The following is a 21786-nucleotide window of genomic DNA, read 5'->3' on the forward strand; positions in this document are numbered from 1 at the left end:
AACCATCAGGAAGCCGACCACACCGCCAGCTCATAACCATCCGGATCGATAAAGTGGAAACGTCGGCCCCCCGGGAAAGCGAACACTTCACGGCTGATGGTCGCTCCTGTGGCCTTGAGCCTGAGTTGGGTAGCCTCAAGGTCATCCGCATACAAGATGATCAACGGGCCGCCCGGGCACACCGGTTCACCGGTCGTGAAGCCACCGGTCAGGCGACCGTCGCTGAATTCGGTATAAGTCGGGCCGTAGTCGACGAAACTCCAGCCGAACACGCTTGCATAGAAGGCTTTGCTGCGGGCGATGTCGCTGACATTGAACTCGATGTTATCGATCTGACGGTCTTTACCTTGAATGCCCATTGACGCTTCCTTGGCTGATTTGGGAGTAAGCGAGCTTAGGCCATTTCCCCCTCACCGAGCTTGGAAAAATCGATCCGGACGACAGGAGTTGAGGGCAGAGAAGGAACACAGCTGGCGCCGGTACCCGTGAAACCTGAGGCATTGCGGGTGCAATACGGCGCCATCTCTGCCACGTCTACACTTTAAAGCGTCCTACCAGTCTTTCCAGTTCATGACCCAGCCGGGCGAGTTCGGTACTTGAAGAAGCAGTTTCCTCGCAGGTGCTTGCCGTCTGCTCGGAGATGTCGCGAACGTTGATGACACTGCGGTTGATTTCCTCGGCGACTGCGCTTTGCTGCTCCGCTGCGGTGGCGATTTGCTGATTCATGGCCTGGATGATCGATACTTTACTCGTGATGTTTTCCAGGGCGATCACCGCGCGATGGGTAAATTCGACGCTGCTCTCGCCCAACAGTTGGCTGCTTTCCATGCCTGAGGCAACGGCATGAGTACCACTCTGTACACCGGCCACCAGACTTTCAATTTCTTCAGTTGAACGCTGGGTGCGTAAGGCAAGACTGCGCACCTCGTCTGCTACCACCGCAAAGCCACGGCCAGCCTCGCCGGCGCGTGCGGCTTCAATGGCCGCGTTCAGCGCCAGCAGATTGGTTTGCTGGGCCACCGCCTTTATCACATCGAGTACCCCACCGATTTTTTCACTTTGTTCCTGGAGATGACGTACAGCATCGGCCGACTGATTGAGTTCTTCGGCCAAGCGCTTGATCTGCGCTATGGCCTCATTCACGATTTGCTCTCCCTCAGAGGCTTGCTGATCCGCGGCGGACGCGGCAGTTGAGGCCTCTTCAGCATCGCGAGCGACGTTTTGCACCGTTGCGGTCATTTCGCTCATCGCGGTGGCGACATGATCCGTTTCGGTTTTCTGATTATTGACGCCCGCATTGGTTTGCTCGGTGACCGCCGACAGTTGTTCGGCAGCACTGGCAACCTGAATGACGCCGGATCGAATGCCCTCGATCAGTTCATGAAGGTTGAGCATCATCTGCTGAAGACCTGATTGCAGCTGACCCAACTCATCACGCCGGTTGACCTGCACAGGCTCACTCAAATCCCCCCTGGCAATACGATTCACGGCCTGCAGCGTGTACTGCAGTGGGTTAACGATTTGTTGGGTAATGATCCACGCAGCAAGTGCGCCCAGCAGCAACGTCAAGGCAGCGACAAGCCCCAGCAAAACCTTGGCAGACGCAGCGTCGGCATCGCGCTTGGTATTCTGCGAATCGATGAGTTTTTGCGTCGTATCGAGCAACAGATCACCGAGTTGCCCCATGCGTTTATAAATGGACACTTGGTCAGCATTGGGTTTGGCCAGATCAAGCAGCAGTTGGCCGTACTCTTTGACGGATGTGTGCTGTTGTTGAATCAGCTCCCGGTCAATCGGGGCAGTGAACTGGGTGTTGATGTTTTGCAAATGGGCTGCCAGGTTGTCCAGAATTTTCTGCAGCGGTTGATAGGCATCGGGTTGAGGGTTTGCACCTAGACGTAAACGACTGATTCGCAGGTCTTTGGTGTAATCGCTGATCTGAGCAATTTTCTCGATTTTAACGCCGCGGTCGGTCAACGTCGCAATGGCATACCAACCCGTGGAAGCGAGTAACAGCGCAAGCCCTAGTACCAGGCCGAAGCCCAAGCTTAATTTCGCGCTGACACGGATGTTGCTGATCCAGCCAAACATAGAGACTCCAGTCGTAACTCAGATTGATTGAACATGGCATTCGGAGTGTCGACCATGAGCCTGAATGCTTTAGTTTTAGAGCGGCAGAAAAAATACGCTGGAGGGCAAGTTAGCCTCATATGTAAAAAATATACTGTTGTCGAGGGCGACTCGATTAAGAGCTAGCTGAAAGGATACAGCGCCCAGCCTGCCGCCTGTTCCGGGAGAGGTCCACTCAGAAACTAAGGTGTCATTTCAAACACCCATAAACTGTCTAGTTCTTTAGTCGAATGTTCATGATCGTTCGGTTCTGCTGGGCCCATATTTATAGTGCAAGCACGAAAACAGTGCAGTGTGTGACGGAAGCTTTAAACCTCGATGGCTTGCTTCAGGTAAAAAAATAGCCGGTCTTGGCAGGCTCTGTATCGGGCTTCGAGGCCCTCGACCTCCCACATTCGAGCAATCCATACCTCATCACATGACGCGTCAATATCATTGACGGCGACGCTCCATACAACCTGAGCGTGTTGTGTGGCCCGTAGCAATTGCAATAACTCCTCAGTGATTGGAAGCGCTTTAGTCTTGACTTTTTTTAGCGACATAAACCATCCGTGATTAATTCAAGGTCGAGATTGTTTTTGCGTCGCGCACTATAAAGCTCAGTTTATGAAGGCTGTATTCGACTTATGGCTAGCAAGGCAGCGCAGAAATAGACTGCTCTTGGCAGTAGTTATTCATTGGGTTTATGACGCTTTAATTACTGACTGCTTTATGGTGAGGGGAGGGTATGGCGGGTCTGCATTTAAGGTCCGGTCGTCGACGATACCTATAATCTTTCAAGAAGAGCTAGCAGCTATAGCGGGAATACACCGAACTTACGTGAGTCCAATGGAACGCGAACTAAAGTACCTCAATGATGCCCAGTCTAATGAACGAAAGGTTTTGGTCAACGCGTTCAGGAGTATGACGCCTCCTTGGCTGATTTGGGAGTAAGCGAACTTAGGCCAACCCTCACTAAGCTTGGAAAAAACGATCCGGACGGCAGGGGTTGAGGGCAGAGCAAGCCTTGTCGCCGACGATCTCTTCACTGGCAAGACGACCCACAATCGCGGCCAAGGTAACGCCGGGGTGCATGACGCACACGTAGACGCCGCCGACCTGCGGAAGATAACCAATGATGGGGATGTCATCGGCAGGCATTGGTCTGTATCCGACACGAGCCGATTGCAGATCAAGGGTGACAACGCCGTGGAGCTCGCTTTTGACGGCGTTGGCGGTGCGCATCGCGATCTCCGATGGTTGGTTTTCCAAGGCGTTGTCCAGGTAGTCTTCGGCCGCCAGCAACGCACCCTCCGGGGTTTGCCTCACTTCCATTTCAGGGCTGGAGATGAGGGTGCGTACCAGGTTGGGTGGCGAGGTGTAGCGGATGAAAATTGCCGGGGAGGCGTCTATGGGCAGGCAGACTTCAAGCAGGTCGGTCAACTTCGTGATGCCTGTCCCGGCTGCCAATACGACGATATCGGCTTCGATGACGCCCGCGGCGGTTTCAACGCCCCACACGCTGGAACCCAGGGTTTTAAAGCCGAGAACCGGCGTTTGAGTGAGCACTTTCGCGCCGTTGGCCTGGGCGCCAGCGATCAGCGCATGGGTTGCTGCTACGGCGTCCAGCGCTCCTTCTTCTGCCGCATACGAAGCGTGTTGAGGAGGGTTCTTGAGGTTTGGCTCAAGTTCACGAATCTGTGATCGGGATATCCGGTTTGCCGAAGCTGTTGAACTCGGGCCGTAAGAGAGGGCGCCAGTCCATTGGATCTTCAGGCCGGGCAGTTGCGTTTCGAGTCGGCGGTATTCCTCGATGGCAGCGCCGCGCAATGGCGCAATGGGGTCGGGTTCGCCATGAGAGCTGTTGATCCAGGCGAATGAGCTGCCGGTCACGCCTGACGCGATGCCTTCGGCCTCGACCACCGTGACTTTCGCGCCATGGGTCGCCAGATGGTAGGCCAGGGATGCGCCGACGATGCCGGCACCGATGACGATGACGTGCTTGCCTGGAGCGTTATCCATTCGGCCTCCGTTGGGTTTGCCTGGGGGAATACGTTAGCCCGGTTGGGGCTGCTGCGCAGCCCGGCGGGAGCAAGCTCCCTCGCCACTGGAGGGTCGGGTCAGTTAGTTAGGCTGCGGCTGTCAGGGCGCTATCGCGAGCAGGCTCGCTCCCACAGGGATTTGTGGTGGATGCAGGGTCTGTGAACAATCCGAAAAAACTGTGGGAGCGAGCTTGCTCGCGATAGCGGTGGGTCTGCTTGCATCGATGTCGAGTGTGCCGCCGTCATCGCGAGCAAGCTCGCTCCCACAGGGGTTCTTGGGTGTTCACAGATCCTGCATTCACCACAATCCCACTCATAGGAGGCAACAGGCCTTCAGTACCACCGCGCCTCGCCCGGCGGGCGTTTCTTGAAGCGTTTCATGCTCCACATGTACTGGCTCGGGTAGGCCCGCACGTAGCGCTCCACCACTTGGCTCATGGCCGCGCAGGCGGTTTCGGTGTCGGTGCTGTACATCGCCTCCGGCGCGGCTTCGAGGATGACTTTGTAGCCGGAGCCGTCCGGCAGGCGCAGGGCGTGGAGGAAGACGCCGACCGCTTTGCCACCGGCGAGCATGTTCGGTACGAACTTGCTGGTCAGGGCCTGGGTGGCAAAGAAAGGCACGAAGATACCGGCGGATTCGGCCGGTTCCGGGTCGGCGGGGATGCCCACCTGGCCGCCCTTGCGCACTTCCTTGATGACGCTGAGGATGCCTTCCTTGGTGGATGCGGCGACTTTGTTGCCCAGTTGCACGCGCTGCTTGCGCAGCAGTTCATCCACCGCCTTGAGTTTGGGCGGGCGGTAGAAAATGATCGGTTTGCACTGGCTGCAATAGAAGTGGTTGAGCACTTCCCAGTTGCCCAGGTGGCTGGTGATGCCCACCACGCCTTTACCGGAGGCCAGCGCTTCTTTCAGCACCTCCAGACCTTCGACTTCACGCACCAGGTCGATGGAGCGTTGGGCCGGCCAGATCCAGGCGCAGGCGCTTTCGGTCAGGGACTTGCCGATGTCCTTGAGGCTCTGGCCCACCAGGCGTTCGCGCTCGGCCGGGTCCATCTCGGGAAAACATTTGGCGAGGTTGATCCGCACCACGTCGCGGGAGCGGTTGGGCAGCTTCCACATGAACCAGCCAATGGCCGAGCCCACCGCTTGCACCGCCCGCCAGGGCAGCAGCGCAAACAACCGCAGAGCGCCGACCAGCAAGGCGCCTTTCAACTTATCCACAGGTCACTCCTGAATGTATGGGCCGTGTTGCGAGCCGGCTATTCTAACCGCCGTTTACCAACTCGGCGTAGCGGTCGCAATCCTGGGTGTGGTCCATAACCATGCCCGAGGCCTGCATCAGCGCATAACAAATAGTCGGCCCGACGAAGGTAAACCCGGCTTTTTTCAAACCTTTGCTCATCGCCAGCGCCTCGGGCGTAATGGCCGGCACTTCGGTGCGGTCCTTGAAATGGTTGATGATGGGTTTGTCGCCCACGAACGACCAGAGAAACGCCACCGGGTCTTCCAACGCCAGCCAGGCCTGGGCGTTGCGGCGGGCCGCCTTGAGCTTGAGGCGGTTGCGGATGATGCCGGGGTCGAGCATCAGTTCATCGATTTCGGCGTCGCTCATCTGCGCCACCCGCTGCACATCGAAGCCATACAGCACCTCCCGGTAGCGCTCGCGTTTGCGCAAAACGGTGATCCAGGACAACCCGGCCTGGAACCCTTCGAGCAAAAGCAACTCGAACAAACCCTGCGCATCGCGCAGCGGCGTGCCCCACTCCTGATCGTGATAAGCCATGTACAACGGATCGTCAGAACACCAAAAGCAGCGTGGCATAAGGCTCCAGGGGGCGTGCGCACGAACGAATCGGGTATACTCCCGCTCTTTAAATCGCAGCCCAAGAAACAGGTGAATTTCGTGAGCCAGCCTACGCCAGCCGTGCGTACCTTCCAAGACTTGATCCTCGCCCTCCAGCAATACTGGGCCGAGCAAGGTTGCGTGGTACTTCAGCCCTACGATATGGAAGTAGGCGCCGGCACTTTCCACACTGCCACGTTTCTGCGTGCCATCGGCCCGGAAACCTGGAACGCCGCTTATGTGCAGCCCAGCCGCCGCCCGACTGACGGCCGCTACGGCGAAAACCCGAACCGTCTGCAGCACTACTACCAGTTCCAGGTCGTGCTGAAGCCGAACCCGGAAAACTTCCAGGAACTGTACCTGGGCTCGCTCAAGCACGTGGGCCTCGACCCGCTGGTGCATGACATTCGTTTCGTCGAAGACAACTGGGAATCGCCAACCCTGGGCGCCTGGGGCCTGGGCTGGGAAGTCTGGCTCAACGGCATGGAAGTGACCCAGTTCACCTACTTCCAGCAAGCGGGCGGCATCGAGTGCTACCCGGTCACCGGCGAAATCACCTACGGCCTGGAACGCCTGGCCATGTACCTGCAGGGTGTGGACTCGGTCTACGACCTGGTGTGGGCCGACGGCCCGTTCGGCAAAGTGACCTATGGCGATGTGTTCCACCAGAACGAAGTGGAGCAGTCGACCTACAACTTCGAACACGCCAACGTCGAGAAGCTGTTCGAGCTGTTCGATTTCTATGAAAGCGAAGCCAAGCGCCTGATCGAGCTGGACCAGCCGCTGCCGTTGCCGAGCTATGAAATGGTGTTGAAGGCGTCCCATACCTTCAACCTGCTGGACGCACGCCGGGCGATTTCCGTGACCGCGCGCCAGCAATACATCCTGCGTGTACGCACCCTGGCGCGTTCCGTTGCGCAAGCCTACCTGCTGGCCCGTGCCAAGCTGGGCTTCCCGATGGCGACCCCGGACCTGCGTGATGAAGTGTTGGCTAAGCTGGAGGCTGCACAATGAGTGCTCAAGATTTTCTGGTTGAACTGGGCACCGAAGAACTGCCACCCAAAGCCCTGAACACCCTGGCCGATGCGTTCCTGGCCGGTATCGACAAAGGCCTGCAAGCCGCCGGCCTGAGCTACGAAGCCAAACAGGTGTACGCCGCGCCGCGCCGCCTGGCCGTGCTGATTACCGCCCTGGCGACCCAGCAGCCAGACCGCAGCATCAACCTCGACGGCCCGCCACGCCAGGCCGCGTTCGATGCCGACGGCAACCCGACCCAAGCTGCCCTGGGCTTCGCCAAGAAGTGCGGCGTGGACCTGAGCGAAATCGACCAGAGCGGCCCGAAGCTGCGCTATAGCCAGAGCATCAAGGGCAAGCCGACCGCCAGCCTGTTGCCGACCATCGTCGAAGACTCCCTCAATGACTTGCCGATCCCCAAGCGCATGCGCTGGGCCGCGCGCAAGGAAGAGTTCGTGCGCCCGACCCAATGGCTGGTGATGTTGCTCGGTGACCAGGTCATCGATTGCACGATCCTGGCCCAGAAGGCCGGTCGCGATTCCCGCGGCCACCGCTTCCATCATCCGCAAAGCGTGCGCATCACCTCGCCGGCCAACTACCTGGCCGACCTGCGTGCCGCCTACGTGCTGGCCGACGCCAACGAGCGCCGCGAACTGATCAGCAAGCGCACCAAAGAGCTGGCCACCCTGCAGGAAGGCACCGCCATCGTGCCGGCCAACCTGCTGGACGAAGTGACCGCGCTGGTGGAATGGCCGGTGCCGCTGGTGTGCTCGTTCGAGGAACGTTTCCTTGAAGTGCCGCAGGAAGCGCTGATCACCACCATGCAGGACAACCAGAAGTACTTCTGCCTGCTGGACGCCGAAGGCAAGTTGCTGCCGCGCTTCATCACGGTCGCCAACATCGAAAGCAAGGACCCGCAGCAGATCATCGCCGGTAACGAAAAAGTCGTTCGCCCGCGCCTGACCGATGCCGAATTCTTCTTCAAGCAAGACAAGAAACAACCCCTGGAAAGCTTCAACGAGCGCCTGCGCAACGTGGTGTTCCAGGAAAAACTCGGCAGCGTCTACGACAAGGCCGAGCGCGTGTCGAAACTGGCGGCGTTCATCGCCCCACGCATCGGCGGCGACGCCCAGCGCGCGGCCCGTGCCGGTATCCTGTCCAAGTGCGACCTGTCCACCGAGATGGTCGGTGAGTTCCCGGAGATGCAAGGCGTCGCCGGTTACTACTACGCCCTCAACGATGGCGAGCCGCAAGACGTGGCCCTGGCCCTGAACGAGCAGTACATGCCGCGCGGTGCGGGCGCTGAGCTGCCGACCACCCTGACCGGTGCGGCCGTGGCGATCGCTGACAAGCTCGACACCCTGGTCGGCATCTTCGGTATCGGCATGCTGCCCACCGGCAGCAAAGACCCTTATGCCTTGCGTCGCGCGGCGCTGGGTGTGTTGCGGATCCTGATCGACAAGCAGCTGGACCTGGACCTGAACGACGCCGTGGCGTTCGCCGTCAATGCGTTCGGCAGCAAGGTCAAGGCTGCCGGCCTGGCCGATGCGGTGCTGGAATTCATCTTCGACCGCCTGCGTGCGCGTTATGAAGACGAAGGCGTCGACGTTGCGACCTACCTGTCGGTGCGTGCCCTGAAACCAGGTTCGGCCCTGGACTTCGACCAGCGCGTACAAGCGGTGCAGGCGTTCCGCAAATTGCCGGAAGCGGCAGCGTTGGCGTCGGTGAACAAGCGTGTGTCGAACCTGCTGAGCAAGGCCGAGCCTTCCGTCAAAGCCGTTGAAGCCCGTTACTTTGATAATGCCGCCGAGTTTTCGCTCAACTCGGCGATTCAACAGGCGTATGCGTCGGTGCAACCGCTGATGGAAAAACGCGAGTATGCCGAAGCACTGGCACGCCTGGCGGCACTGCGTGAGCCGGTCGATGCGTTCTTTGAAGCCGTGATGGTGAATGCGGACAACGAAGACGTTCGCAAGAATCGTTATGCATTGCTGGCACGCCTGCGCAGCCTGTTCCTCAATATTGCCGATATTTCCGTGCTGGGTTGAGGAGCTGCTGTTGAAACTGCTGATTCTCGATCGGGACGGGGTGATCAATCACGACTCCGACGCTTACATCAAATCGGTGGAGGAGTGGTTGCCGCTGCCCGGTTCGATCGAAGCCATCGCGCAGTTGAGCAAGGCCGGCTGGACGGTGGCGGTTGCCACCAACCAGTCGGGCATTGCCCGCGGTTACTATGACCTCGCCGTGCTCGAAGCCATGCACGAGCACCTGCGTGCATTGGTGGCGGAGCAGGGCGGGGAAGTCGGGCTGATCGTCTATTGCCCGCACGGTCCGGATGACGGTTGCGAATGCCGCAAGCCCAAGCCGGGCATGTTGAAAACCATTGCCGCGCATTACGATGTGGCATTGGCGGGGGTGTGGTTCGTCGGCGACAGCCTCGGTGACCTGGAGGCGGCCAAGGCCGTCGATTGTCAGCCAGTTTTGGTAAAGACCGGGAAAGGCGAAAAGACTCTGGGCAAGACCCTACCGGTGGGCACCTTGATTTTTGACGACTTGGCGGCGATTGCCGCTGAACTTATCCACAATTAGAGCTCCCAAGACAACCTGATCAAGGATTGTTCGGGAAGCGCTTGAACAGGCGGGCATTGCCCGCAACGGTAAATGCCGCTATGTCGATATTGCAGGCCATCAGAGCCTTTCTCTTTTACCTGCTGTTGGGCACCAGTTCCTTGCTGTGGTGCTCCCTGAGTTTTTTCATCGCGCCGTTCTTGCCATTTAAGGCGCGCTACCGATTCATCAATGTGTACTGGTGCCGCTGCGCACTGTGGTTGAGCAAGGTGTTCCTTGGCATCAGCTATGAAGTCAAAGGTGCCGAGAACGTGCCTGACCGGCCCTGCGTGATCCAGTCCAACCACCAGAGCACCTGGGAGACGTTCTTTCTCTCGGCCTATTTCGAACCGCTGAGCCAAGTGCTCAAGCGTGAACTGTTGTTCGTGCCGTTCTTCGGCTGGGCCATGGCGATGCTGCGCCCGATTGCCATCGACCGCGACAACCCCAAGGCGGCCCTCAAGCAGGTCGCGAAGAAGGGCGACGAACTGCTCAGAGATAACGTTTGGGTGCTGATCTTCCCCGAGGGCACCCGTGTTCCTTATGGAACCGTCGGCAAATTTTCCCGCAGCGGTTCGGCATTGGCCGTGAACGCCGATCTTCCCGTGCTGCCGATTGCACACAATGCCGGCAAATTCTGGCCCAAGGCTGGCTGGATCAGGAAACCGGGCGTCATTACCGTGGTGATCGGCGCACCGATGTATGCCGAAGGCACTGGGCCCCGCGCCATCGCCGAGCTCAATGACCGCGTACAAGCCTGGAATGAACAGACGCAACGGGAAATGGGCTCGCTGCCTCCTGGCCCTGTCACGGAAGTCCCCACGGAACAAGCCGCTATTTGAGATCTGTGGATAACCTGTGTACCGTTTTTTCGAAATTCGTTGCTTTTATGCTGTATGTCTTTGTTTTTAATACATATTTCCTAAACACATAAAACCGACAGTTAGGTGCATAAGTTTTTATAGCACCAAAAGATCGCAGCCTTCGGCAGCTCCTACAGGGATTGGTTTACGTCTGTAGGAGCTGCCGAAGGCTGCGATCTTTTATTCTTCCAGTAACGGGAAGCGCAGGCTGAACGTCGTGCCTTTACCCACTACGCTATGGCACTCGATCTGCCCCTCGTGATGATCAACCACGGCCTTGACCATCGATAATCCCAAGCCAATGCCATCGACACCCTGGGCCGACGAAAACCGTCGGTACTGCCTGAACAGGTCTGGCAGTTCTTCGGCGCTGATGCCCTTGCCCTGGTCGGCGATATTGCAGATCAGCCAGCCCGGAGGGCAATGAACCTGCAGCGAAATGCAGGTGTCGGGCGCGCTGTACTTGATGGCATTTTCCAGCAGATTGAACAGGGCACGGGTCAGCAACGGCTGATCCGTCCTCACCATCGCCTCTTCATCCTCTATTTCATGAATCAACTGGATGCGCTTGGCCTGGGCGATGGGCAGCGCCTGGTCGAGTACATCCAGCACCAGCATGGCGAACAGCGTCGGCTGGAATTGATACGCCTCGGATTCGGCCTTGGCCAGTTGCACGAAGCCCTCGGTCAGCTCCAGGGCGCGACGTACCTGGCGCTCGATCTGGTCGAACAATGGATTATCCCCAGCGACCTGGTGCCGCTGCACATCGAGCAATGCCAGGATCGCCGAGTGCGGGGCGCGCAAGTCGTGGGAGAGAAAACGCAGCATGACGCTGCGCTGTTCTTCAGCCTCACGTTCGGCGCTCAGGTCCGTGAGGCTCAACAACCAGCCAATCGGCGCATCGCCATCAACCGGCAACAAAGCCGCCCGTTCCAGGCGCAAGCTGCGCTCGCGAATGTCGCGAAACTCCACCAAGGGCAATGTGGATAACCGGTGACGCCCCCCATGCTCCAACCCTGGATAACCCAATCGCCCGAGATGCTCGAGCACGTCGCCGCCCGCCAAATCATGGCCGAACAGCTCGCGCGCCTTGCGATTGCCGAGCAACAGCATGCCTTGAGGATCGCTGATCATGGTTGCCACGGGCAGGTATTCCAGGCCATCGGCAATGAAGCGCCGGGTGTCGCGGGTTCGGCTCATGGCTTGTTCCAGGGCCATGATCTGACCCTGCAAACGGTCGCTGCCGGTGTAGGAGGCGCGGCGACGTTCCGGGAAGACCTTGGGCTCCGCATCCAGGCGTGCCAGCTCCCAGCCGAAATAGGCCAGCACCACGCTCAAGCGCCGCCAATTCCAGATCAGGTAGCCGAACATGATGCCCAGCACACTTGCCATGGGCGACCACCACCAGCCTCGCGCGCCCAGCATGGCACTGATCAACAAGGCCAAGCTCATGCCGCCCACTGTTGTCCACAGGGCCAGGCGCGGGCGCAGCAGCAACAAGCCCAATACACTGCCCACCAGGCCCACCGACAACAACGCGGCGCCCGAACGGTTGCCCGTTATTTGGCTGCTCAATGACAGCAAGGCCGTCAGCGGCAACAGCAACAGACTTATCCACAACCATTCCCGCACCAACTGACGAAACAACCGCTGGACCTGGGTCGGCTCACGACTTTCACGGCGACGCTGGTTACTCATAGGCCTCCTGGCCAACCTCAAGGACTGGGGATTTCTTCACAGGCCTGCAAAGCCCACGACTATAACGGACTCGATGGGTGGCGTACTGCTGCCTTTCCCTCTGTGCCGCGAGCCGGTATTGTCGCAGCCAGCGACAGGTCAATGACAACGAATCAGCCATTGCCACCTGAAGATGTCCGTTACTCTCGAGATCAAGGAATCGCATTTCATGCGTGTCGCCATACTGGACGATGAACCGGCCGAGCTGCGCCGGGTAGAACAGACCCTGCAACAGATCCCTGGCAGGGGCGAGCAAGCCTGGACCTTGCACAGCTTTGAGCGAGGCGAGGACTTGCTGCGGCAACTGCGCCGGGAAACCTTCGACCTGCTGATCCTCGACTGGCAACTGCCAGACTTCAGCGGGCTTTCGCTGCTGCGCTGGACCCGCGAACACATGGACTCGCCACCGGCGGCCATCATGCTGACCAGCCGTGACGGCGAGCACGATATCGTCCAGGCCCTCAACGCTGGTGCTGACGACTATGTGAGTAAACCCTTCCGGCCCAACGAGCTCAAGGCCCGGGTCACCGCTGTGCTGCGCCGTCACAACCTGCAGCGCGCGCCCGCCAGCGACGTGCTGGTGTTCAACGACCTGGCGTTCGACGACGCCGAGCTGACCATCACCCGCGCCGGCATTCCCATCAGCCTGACCGAGCGGGAATACCGCCTGGCCCGGTGCCTGTTCGCCAACCTGGGCCGGCCGCTGTCCCGGGAGTATTTCTACGAACGCTTCTGGACCCACGAGGAAATGACCTCGTCCCGCCCGCTCGACACCCACATCTATCGCCTGCGCAACAAGCTCGGCCTGACGGCAGACCGGGGTTGGCAACTGCTGACGATTTATGGGTATGGGTATCGGTTGGAAAGTGTGGCGGCGGGGAGCGAAGCGTCTGTGGCGAGCTAGGTGTTTGATTACATCCGTGGCGAGGGGATTTATCCCCTCGCCACAAATAGATATCAACCGATCGTCCGCACCAAGCTTCCTGCTCTTGCGAGCCGACGGCGTTGCACCAGCAACCCGGACGCGACGACCAGTACGCTGAGCAGCCCCGTCGCGAGAATTTCCACACGGTGGGCTTCCTGGAACAGCATGATGGTCAAGGCCCCGACGATGAAGACGATCACCGCGTAGGTCAGGCCGGGGAACAGCCACATGCTGAAGGCGACCTTTTCACCACGGGCCATGCGTTGTTTGCGCATACGCAGCTGCGAAATCGCGATGACCAGGTACACCAGCAACGCAATGGCGCCGGAGCTGGCCAGCAGGAATTCGAAGACCGCGGCCGGCGCCACATAGTTGGCGAACACGGCGAGGAAGGCCGCCCCGGTCGACAGCATCACCGCCCAGTAAGGCGTACCGCTCTTGTTGGTGCGCTGGGAAACGGCCGGCGCATCACCGCGCTTGCCCAACGAGAACATCATCCGCGAAGCCGTATACAGCGCCGAGTTCAGGCAGCTGGTGACCGCCACCAGGACCACGATGTCGACGATCAGCTTGGCATTGGGAATGCCCATGCGCTCCAGCACCGTCTGGTAGGAACCGACGCTGGCCAGGAGCGGATCGTTCCAAGGCACCAGGGCAACAACGATGAAGATGGACACGAGATAGAACAAGCCAATCCGCCAAATGACCGAGTTGGTCGCCTTGGAAATCTGCTGGCCCGGGTTCTTCGATTCGGCCGCCGCGATGGTCACGATCTCGGTGCCCATGAACGAAAACATGGTGGTCAGGATCGCCCCCAACACCGCGCCCATACCGTTGGGCAGGAAGCCCTGGGTGTCGAACAGGTGCGAAACACCGCTGACCTGGCTAGTCGGCAGCAAGCCGAAGATCGCCATCACACCCAGGCCGATGAAGCCGATGATCGCCACCACCTTGACCAAGGCGAACCAGAACTCGAACTCACCGTAATTCTTCACGCTGAACAGGTTGGTGACGGTCAGCAGCAGGGTGATGACCAAGGTGAAGGCCCAGATCGCCACATTCGGAAACCAGGCATGCAGGATCGTCGCGGCGGCGTTGGCCTCCAGCGGAATCACCAGGACCCAGAACCACCAGTAGAGCCAGCCGATGGTGAAACCGGCCCAATGACCAATCGCACGGTCAGCATAGGTCGAGAAGGAGCCAGTGTCCGGCGACGCCACCGCCATTTCGCCCAGCATCCGCATCACCAGCACCACCAGGGCACCCGCAGCAGCGTAAGCCAACAGAACGGCCGGACCAGCCGCTGCGATAGCGTGGCCGGAGCCCACGAAAAGACCAGCGCCGATGACTCCGGCGATGGATAGCATCGTCACATGCCGGGGTTTGAGCCCTTGCTCCAGATGATTGGAAGTTTGCGTACCGCTCATTGAGACTACCCTTGGAATTGGATTTATTCGTGTCACCTCGTACCCACCGCTTCCCTGTCAATTTAATGAAACGGAGTGTAAGTTATTTAACACGCAAGTTTTGCGCCAGAAAATCCGAGACCCCTGTTATCCGGGGCTCTCATCCAATTCCTAACCTATTGAACATGAAGGCTTTGTGCCAAGGTGTTACCGAGTTACACCACTTTTACCCACAGGCCTGAAAATGGTGCAGGTTTTTCAAACGTAAAAAAAAACCAACGCATGAGCGTTGGCTTTTTTTGGAGCAGACGTTGCTGAAGGATCAGAAATCCAGGTTGGACACCGCCAAGGCATTGCTCTCGATGAAGTCACGACGAGGCTCGACCGCATCACCCATCAGGGTGTTGAAGATCTGGTCCGCGCCAATGGCGTCTTCGATGGTGACTTTCAGCATCCGGCGCGAGCTTGGGTCCATGGTGGTTTCCCACAGCTGATCCGGGTTCATCTCGCCCAGACCTTTGTATCGCTGGATGGTGTGGCGCTTGGTGCTTTCGGCCATCAACCATTCAAGGGCTTCCTTGAACTCGGTCACGGCCTTCTTGCGTTCACCGCGTTGGATGTACGCACCTTCGTCCAGCAGCGTGCTCAGTTGCGCGCCCAGGGATACGACGGTCTTGTAGTCGTTGCTGCCGAAGAAGTCGCGGTTGAAGGTGACGTAGTTCGACAGGCCGTGGGAGATCAATTCGACCTCCGGCAGCCAGACGTTACGTTCACGGTCTTCGCGCAGGCTGGCTTTGTAGACCAGGCCGGATTTTTCGACGGTACGCAGGCGTACTTCGTACTGGGCCAGCCAATCTTGCATCGCTGCGTGATCGGACAGTTGCTCCAGGCTCACGGCCGGTAGGTAGATGAAGTGCTCGGTCAGTTCCTGCGGGTACAGGCGCGACAGACGCTTGAGGGTCTTCATCACCAGGCGGAAGTCATTCACCAGGCGCTCAAGGGCTTCACCGGAAATGCCTGGGGCATCTTCGTTCAGGTGCAGGCTCGCGTCTTCCAGGGCCGACTGCGTCATGTACTCTTCCATGGCGTCGTCGTCTTTGATGTATTGCTCTTGCTTGCCTTTCTTGACCTTGTACAGCGGCGGCTGGGCGATGTAGATGTAGCCGCGCTCGATCAACTCCGGCAGCTGACGGAAGAAGAAGGTCAGCAGCAGGGTACGGATGTGCGAACCGTCGACGTCAGCATCGGTCATGATGATGATGTTGTGATAGCGCAGCTTGTCGATGTTGTACTCTTCGCGGCCAATGCCGCAGCCCAACGCCGTGATCAAGGTGCCGACTTCCTGGGAGGAAATCATCTTGTCGAAGCGTGCCTTCTCGACGTTCAGGATCTTGCCCTTGAGCGGCAGGATGGCCTGGGTGCGGCGGTTGCGACCCTGCTTGGCGGAACCGCCAGCAGAGTCACCTTCCACCAGGTACAGCTCGGACAGGGCAGGGTCCTTTTCCTGGCAGTCGGCCAGTTTGCCCGGTAAGCCGGCGATGTCCAGCGCGCCTTTGCGGCGGGTCATCTCACGGGCCTTGCGCGCCGCTTCACGGGCACGGGCGGCGTCGATCATCTTGCCGACCACCAGCTTGGCTTCGTTCGGGTTTTCCAGCAGGAAGTCGGAGAAGTACTTGCCCATCTCCTGTTCAACTGCGGTCTTCACTTCGGAAGACACCAGCTTGTCCTTGGTCTGGGAGCTGAACTTCGGATCCGGCACCTTCACCGAAATGATCGCGGTCAGGCCTTCACGGGCATCGTCACCGGTGGTGGCGACTTTATGCTTCTTCGCCAGCCCTTCCTGTTCGATGTAGTTGTTCAGGTTACGAGTCAGCGCCGAACGGAAGCCCACCAGGTGGGTACCGCCGTCGCGCTGCGGGATGTTGTTGGTGAAGCACAACAGGTTCTCGTTGAAGCTGTCGTTCCACTGCAGGGCGATTTCCACGCCGATGCCGTCTTCACGCTGGACGTTAAAGTGGAACACCTGGTTGACCGGGGTCTTGTTGGTGTTCAGGTACTCAACGAACGCACGCAGGCCGCCTTCGTACTTGAACAGCTCTTCCTTGCCGCTGCGCTCGTCCTTGAGGACGATGCCGACACCGGAGTTGAGGAAGGACAGTTCACGAATCCGCTTGGCCAGGATGTCCCAGCTGAAGTGGATATTCTTGAAGGTGTCGCTCGACGCCTTGAAGTGGATCTGGGTGCCGGTGGACTCGCTGTCGCCAACGATCGCCATCGGTGCCTGAGGCACGCCGTGGACGTAGGTCTGTTCCCAGATTTTGCCGCTACGGCGAACAGTAAGGACCAGCTGTTCGGACAGGGCGTTCACCACCGATACACCTACGCCGTGCAGACCGCCGGATACCTTGTAGGAGTTGTCGTCAAACTTACCGCCTGCGTGGAGGACGGTCATGATGACCTCGGCGGCGGAAACGCCTTCCTCTTTATGCACGTCTACCGGGATGCCACGGCCGTTGTCGCGAACGGTGATGGACTCATCCGGGTGGATGATGATGCTGATGTCGTCGCAATGGCCGGCGAGGGCTTCGTCGATGGAGTTGTCGACCACCTCGAACACCATGTGGTGCAGGCCGCTACCATCGTCGGTGTCACCAATGTACATACCGGGACGTTTGCGTACGGCATCCAGGCCTTTCAGCACTTTAATGCTCGTTGAGTCGTACGTATTTTCTTCGCTCAATGCCTTCACTCCCGATGGTCGTGGGTCTGGGTGATACGGCCCTGTTCCACGTGGAACAGAGCGACTGGCGTTTCCGTCTGCCAGCCTTCCCTCAATAATTCGTGGTCTACACAAGTGATGAACACCTGGCAGCGTAAGTCTTCCAGCAAGCGGCATAGCGCGCGGCGGTGGGCTTCGTCCAGCTCGGACGGCAAGTCATCCACCAGATAAATACACTGACCGCGGCGGGCCTGGCTGACCAGATGCCCCTGGGCTATGCGCAAGGCACAGACCACCAACTTTTGCTGCCCCCGGGACAAGATGTCCGCGGCGTTATGTGCGCCCAATCTGAGACGCAAGTCAGCACGTTGTGGTCCGGCCTGGGTATGGCCCATCTGCTGGTCCCGCTGCAGCGAGCCAGCCAACACGGTGCTCAGTTCCCGGTCCTTGTCCCAGCCTCGGTAATAGCTGAGCGTCAGGCCCTCAAGCTCAACCAGCTCGCTCAAGGTCTGCTCGAAGACCGGTTTCAAGGCTTTGATGTAAGCGCGGCGGTATTCATCGATTTCAGCGCTGGCCTGGCACAGTTCCCTATCCCAAACCGCTTGCGAAACGGCGTCAAGTGTACCATGTCGCAGCCAAGAGTTTCGCTGGCGCAGCGCCTTCTGCAGGCGTTGCCAAGTGGTCATGAACCGCGGTTCCACGTGGAACACGCCCCAGTCGAGAAATTGTCGACGAATCTTCGGCGCGCCTTCCAACAGACGGAAGCTGTCCGGGTTGATCAACTGCAATGGCAGGATCTCGGCCAGCTGTGCCGCGCTGCGAGCGTTCTGCCCATCGATGCGGATCTGGAACTCGCCTTGCCGGTCCCGCGATATCCCCAGGGCGCTATGGCCGCCTTCTGCCAGTTCCACCTGCCCAAACACCGTACATGCCAGTTGATCGTACTGGATGACCGGTAACAGGCGGGTGCTGCGAAACGAACGGGCAAGCCCGAGCAGGTGCACGGCCTCCAGGACGCTGGTTTTGCCGCTGCCGTTGGCGCCGTAAAGGATATTGATGCGGGGGGAAGGGGAGAAGGTCACCGGGTGCAGATTGCGCACCGCGGTGACCGAGACGCGACTTAAGGACATCTAGTTTGATTACAGACGCATCGGCATGACAACGTAAGCCGAATCGTCGTTATCGGACTCTTGCACCAGCGCACTGCTGTTGGAGTCGGACAGGATCAGACGCACTTGCTCGGTGGTCATCACGCCCAGCACGTCGAGCAGGTAGCTGACGTTGAAGCCGATTTCCAGGGAGCCGCCGTTGTACTCAACGCCTACTTCTTCTTCCGCTTCTTCCTGCTCCGGGTTGTTCGCCTGGATCTTGAGCTGACCATTGGCCAGTTGCAGGCGGATACCACGGTACTTCTCGTTGGAGAGAATCGCGGTACGGCTGAAAGCTTCGCGCAGCGCCTGGCGATCGCCCAGGACCAGCTTGTCGCCGCCTTTTGGCAGTACGCGCTCGTAGTCCGGGAATTTGCCGTCTACCAGCTTCGACGTGAAGGTGAACTCGCCGGTGGTGGCGCGGATGTGGTGCTGGCCCAGCACGATGCTGACGTTGCCGTCCGGCTCGGTCAGCAGGCGGGCCAGTTCCAGGATACCTTTGCGCGGCACGATCACCTGGTGGCGATCCGGCTGACCGATATCGGCCTGCATCGAGCACATGGCCAGGCGGTGGCCGTCGGTGGCGACGGCGCGGATGACGCCGGCAGACACTTCCAGGAGCATGCCGTTGAGGTAATAACGCACGTCCTGCTGGGCCATGGCGAAACTGGTGCGTTCGATCAGGCGACGCAATTTGCTCTGGTCCAGGCTGCAGGTCAGCGAACCCGGGCCTTCTTCCACGGTCGGGAAATCATTGGCTGGCAGCGTGGACAAGGTGAAGCGGCTGCGACCGGCCTTGACCACGAGCTTCTGCTCATCGACCTTGATGTCGATCAGCGCGTCGTTGGGCAGGCTCTTGCAGATGTCCATCAGCTTGCGCGCCGGCACGGTGATGGAACCCGGATCGGCCGGTTCTTCAAGTTGCACACGACCGACCAGCTCGACTTCCAGGTCGGTACCGGTCAGCGACAATTGCTGGCCTTCGACAACCAGCAGCACGTTGGAAAGTACCGGCAAGGTCTGGCGGCGTTCGACGACGCCTGCGACCAGTTGCAGGGGTTTCAACAGGGCTTCGCGTTGAATGGTGAAATGCATGGTCTAGTCCCTTGCCTTAATAAGCTGCGCTGGTGGTCATCAAGTGGTCAGTGTACGCAGCAGGTTCTTGTAGTCCTCGCGGATGTCCGCGTCGGATTCCTTAAGTTCGTTGATCTTGCGGCAGGCGTGCAGCACGGTGGTGTGGTCGCGTCCGCCAAACACATCGCCAATTTCCGGCAGGCTGTGGTTGGTCAGTTCCTTGGACAGCGCCATCGCCACCTGACGCGGACGTGCCACCGAACGCGAACGGCGTTTGGACAGCAGGTCGGAAATCTTGATTTTGTAGTATTCCGCAACGGTTCGCTGAATGTTATCCACAGAAACCAATTTGTCCTGAAGTGCCAACAGGTCCTTCAACGACTCACGAATCAACTCGATGGTGATGTCGCGGCCCATGAAGTGCGAGTGAGCGATCACCCGCTTGAGGGCACCTTCGAGCTCACGCACGTTGGAGCGGATACGCTGGGCGATAAAGAACGCGGCGTCGTGAGGCAGCTCGACCTTGGCCTGGTCGGCTTTCTTCATCAGGATCGCGACCCGGGTTTCCAGCTCCGGCGGCTCGACGGCCACCGTCAGGCCCCAGCCGAAACGCGACTTGAGGCGCTCTTCAAGGCCTTCGATTTCTTTCGGGTAGCGGTCACTGGTGAGAATGACCTGCTGCCCGCCTTCAAGCAATGCGTTGAAGGTGTGGAAAAACTCTTCCTGGGAACGTTCCTTGCGGGCAAAGAACTGAATATCGTCGATCAGCAAGGCGTCCACCGAACGGTAGAAACGCTTGAACTCGTTGATCGCGTTCAGCTGCAGCGCCTTGACCATGTCGGCCACGAAACGCTCGGAATGCAGGTACACGACCTTGGCATTCGGATTCTTCTTTAATAGATGGTTGCCCACTGCGTGCATCAAGTGGGTCTTACCCAAGCCTACGCCGCCATAAAGGAACAGCGGGTTGTAGCCGTGCTTGGGATTGTCCGCGACCTGCCAGGCGGCCGCGCGGGCCAATTGGTTGGATTTACCTTCGACGAAATTCTCGAAGGTAAAGGTCCGGTTCAGGTAGCTGGTGTGCTTGAGCGCGCCTTCGACCTGGACGGTGCGCTGTTCGGCACGCACCGGCGCCTGCTGGGAGCTGGCACCGGCCATCGGGTCGAAGCTGTCCCGGGAGGGTTCTTCGCTGACCTCGGCGACCTTTTGTGCGTTGCGTTTGCTCGGGGCTGGCGCGGGTGCGGGGGCTGCGTGGTTGTTAACCGGCGCGGTTGCAGCCTGCTGAGCCTGTGACGCTGCGGCGGCCAGCGGCGCATTGGGCGCTGCACGCGGTGCCGAGCTGCGCTTGCTGCCTATTAATAAGGACAACGCAGGCGCCATGCCATTGCCATGCTCGTCGAGCAGTTCCATGACCCGGCCCAGGTACTTTTCATTGACCCAGTCGAGAACGAAACGGTTCGGTGCATAGACACGCAACTCGTCGCCTTCGGCTTCGACCTGTAGTGGACGGATCCAAGTGTTGAATTGTTGGGCAGGCAGCTCATCGCGCAAAAGCTCCACGCACTGCTGCCAAAGTTCCACTGACACGGATATCCCCTAAGTTGAAAGCCGGTGAGGCAAAAACAAGCGGCCATTGTAGCGATCAGACGCCCACTTATCCACATGCAGCTTGCTGATCGCCCATGATTTATCAATGCGTTAAGTGCAAAAAAGACGACGGGCGGTCGGTGGATAAGCTCTGTGGATAACCGGGCCTGAGGTCGTTGCACAAGTGGGGGCGAAAGTCGGTGGATAACCGGCCTGTGGATAACCACGCATTCCACACACAGCTTATCCGACAGCGCAGCACAGGCTAGCCACTGCTTTCCCCTGTAGTTGTCATTCTCTGTACATGGCGGATTACAAGGCCTTAGCATGGTTATCCACAGGCAGGCGACGGCCTTGCTTTTATAAGCTTTACAGAAAAGCTTTAAATAATTCCCTTCTTTATTTCTATATCTAGCGTCGTGTGTTGAATCCGCCCAAGCGCCTGGATATCTATTTAAAGGAAACGCTGGTTGGAAATTGACCTAGAGGCTTGCTTTCTCTAGAATCCCCGGTCTCTTAAAACGGGGGCCATTCCGGCCCGTTGTGGACGAACCAGGTAACACGACATGAAACGTACTTTCCAACCAAGCACTATCAAACGCGCTCGTACCCACGGTTTCCGTGCTCGCATGGCTACCAAGAACGGTCGTGCCGTCCTGTCGCGTCGTCGCGCCAAAGGTCGTGCGCGTCTGGCAGTTTGATAATCCGG

At 58.9% G+C, this 21786-nt stretch carries 17 protein-coding genes; 6 read left to right on the forward strand and 11 right to left on the reverse strand.

Features of this window, described 5'->3' with window-relative positions; genetic code table 11:
* Nucleotides 1–5: 5 nt before the first annotated feature.
* From LQ215_RS00280 to LQ215_RS00300, 5 genes are all read right to left on the reverse strand, one after another.
* Complete coding sequence (locus tag LQ215_RS00280; protein WP_230146896.1) at nucleotides 6–359, reverse strand: VOC family protein; 354 nt, start codon at nucleotides 357–359, stop codon at nucleotides 6–8.
* A 175-nt stretch (nucleotides 360–534) separates the two neighbouring features.
* A complete protein-coding gene (locus LQ215_RS00285; protein WP_230146897.1) occupies nucleotides 535–2091 on the reverse strand; it encodes a methyl-accepting chemotaxis protein in 1557 nt (518 codons plus the stop codon).
* Between the two features lie 993 nt (nucleotides 2092–3084).
* Nucleotides 3085–4131, reverse strand: a complete 1047-nt coding sequence (locus LQ215_RS00290; RefSeq protein ID WP_230146898.1) for an NAD(P)/FAD-dependent oxidoreductase — start codon at nucleotides 4129–4131, stop codon at nucleotides 3085–3087.
* 353 nt (nucleotides 4132–4484) lie between these two features.
* Nucleotides 4485–5372 (reverse strand): lysophospholipid acyltransferase, encoded by an 888-nt coding sequence (locus LQ215_RS00295; RefSeq protein ID WP_003196168.1) that lies wholly within the window; start codon nucleotides 5370–5372, stop codon nucleotides 4485–4487.
* 43 nt (nucleotides 5373–5415) lie between these two features.
* Nucleotides 5416–5973, reverse strand: a complete 558-nt coding sequence (locus LQ215_RS00300; RefSeq protein ID WP_030139014.1) for a DNA-3-methyladenine glycosylase I — start codon at nucleotides 5971–5973, stop codon at nucleotides 5416–5418.
* 81 nt (nucleotides 5974–6054) lie between these two features.
* On the opposite strand from LQ215_RS00300, the gene glyQ reads away from it, so the two are divergent.
* The 4 genes from glyQ (at nucleotide 6055) to LQ215_RS00320 (ending at nucleotide 10460) form a co-directional block, all read left to right on the forward strand.
* Nucleotides 6055–7008 carry a glycine--tRNA ligase subunit alpha gene (gene glyQ, locus LQ215_RS00305; protein ID WP_003177094.1) on the forward strand — a complete coding sequence of 318 codons (954 nt, stop codon included), beginning with the start codon at nucleotides 6055–6057 and terminating at the stop codon, nucleotides 7006–7008.
* Nucleotides 7005–9056: a glycine--tRNA ligase subunit beta gene (glyS, locus tag LQ215_RS00310; protein WP_230146899.1), complete on the forward strand. Its 2052-nt coding sequence runs from the start codon at nucleotides 7005–7007 to the stop codon at nucleotides 9054–9056. Before glyQ ends, glyS begins: the two co-directional genes overlap by 4 nt.
* 4 nt (nucleotides 9057–9060) lie before the next feature.
* The gene (gmhB, locus tag LQ215_RS00315; protein WP_230147013.1) at nucleotides 9061–9600 is read left to right on the forward strand and encodes a D-glycero-beta-D-manno-heptose 1,7-bisphosphate 7-phosphatase; all 540 of its coding nucleotides are present in this window, start codon (nucleotides 9061–9063) and stop codon (nucleotides 9598–9600) included.
* An 80-nt stretch (nucleotides 9601–9680) separates the two neighbouring features.
* A complete protein-coding gene (locus LQ215_RS00320; RefSeq protein ID WP_230146900.1) occupies nucleotides 9681–10460 on the forward strand; it encodes a lysophospholipid acyltransferase family protein in 780 nt (259 codons plus the stop codon).
* 201 nt (nucleotides 10461–10661) lie between these two features.
* On the opposite strand, the gene LQ215_RS29575 is transcribed toward LQ215_RS00320, so the two are convergent.
* Nucleotides 10662–12179 carry an ATP-binding protein gene (locus tag LQ215_RS29575; protein WP_436839551.1) on the reverse strand — a complete coding sequence of 506 codons (1518 nt, stop codon included), beginning with the start codon at nucleotides 12177–12179 and terminating at the stop codon, nucleotides 10662–10664.
* 208 nt (nucleotides 12180–12387) lie between these two features.
* Here LQ215_RS29575 and LQ215_RS00335 point away from each other — a divergent pair, with 208 nt between their 5' ends.
* Complete coding sequence (locus tag LQ215_RS00335) at nucleotides 12388–13122, forward strand: response regulator transcription factor (RefSeq protein ID WP_230146901.1); 735 nt, start codon at nucleotides 12388–12390, stop codon at nucleotides 13120–13122.
* Nucleotides 13123–13175: 53 nt separating this feature from the next.
* Here the strand turns inward: LQ215_RS00335 and gabP are convergent, their stop codons facing one another.
* The 5 genes from gabP to dnaA all read right to left on the reverse strand — a co-directional run bounded on the left by gabP (nucleotide 13176) and on the right by dnaA (nucleotide 21077).
* Nucleotides 13176–14570: a GABA permease gene (gabP, locus tag LQ215_RS00340; protein ID WP_230146902.1), complete on the reverse strand. Its 1395-nt coding sequence runs from the start codon at nucleotides 14568–14570 to the stop codon at nucleotides 13176–13178.
* A gap of 301 nt (nucleotides 14571–14871) precedes the next feature.
* Nucleotides 14872–17289, reverse strand: coding sequence for a DNA topoisomerase (ATP-hydrolyzing) subunit B (gene gyrB, locus LQ215_RS00345; RefSeq protein WP_230146903.1), 2418 nt, complete (start codon nucleotides 17287–17289; stop codon nucleotides 14872–14874).
* Between the two features lie 5 nt (nucleotides 17290–17294).
* Nucleotides 17295–18398 (reverse strand): DNA replication/repair protein RecF, encoded by a 1104-nt coding sequence (recF, locus tag LQ215_RS00350; RefSeq protein ID WP_003196148.1) that lies wholly within the window; start codon nucleotides 18396–18398, stop codon nucleotides 17295–17297.
* A 9-nt stretch (nucleotides 18399–18407) separates the two neighbouring features.
* Complete coding sequence (gene dnaN / locus LQ215_RS00355) at nucleotides 18408–19511, reverse strand: DNA polymerase III subunit beta (RefSeq protein ID WP_003196145.1); 1104 nt, start codon at nucleotides 19509–19511, stop codon at nucleotides 18408–18410.
* A 39-nt stretch (nucleotides 19512–19550) separates the two neighbouring features.
* On the reverse strand, nucleotides 19551–21077 hold the full coding sequence (gene dnaA, locus LQ215_RS00360) for a chromosomal replication initiator protein DnaA (protein ID WP_003196144.1): 1527 nt from the start codon (nucleotides 21075–21077) through the stop codon (nucleotides 19551–19553).
* 566 nt (nucleotides 21078–21643) lie between these two features.
* Between dnaA and rpmH the strand changes: the two genes are divergently transcribed.
* A complete protein-coding gene (gene rpmH / locus LQ215_RS00365) occupies nucleotides 21644–21778 on the forward strand; it encodes a 50S ribosomal protein L34 (RefSeq protein WP_003213577.1) in 135 nt (44 codons plus the stop codon).
* Nucleotides 21779–21786 lie beyond the last annotated feature (8 nt).

It is taken from the genome of Pseudomonas brassicacearum, from assembly GCF_918698105.1.
GTDB classification, from domain to species: Bacteria; Pseudomonadota; Gammaproteobacteria; order Pseudomonadales; family Pseudomonadaceae; genus Aquipseudomonas; species Aquipseudomonas brassicacearum_F.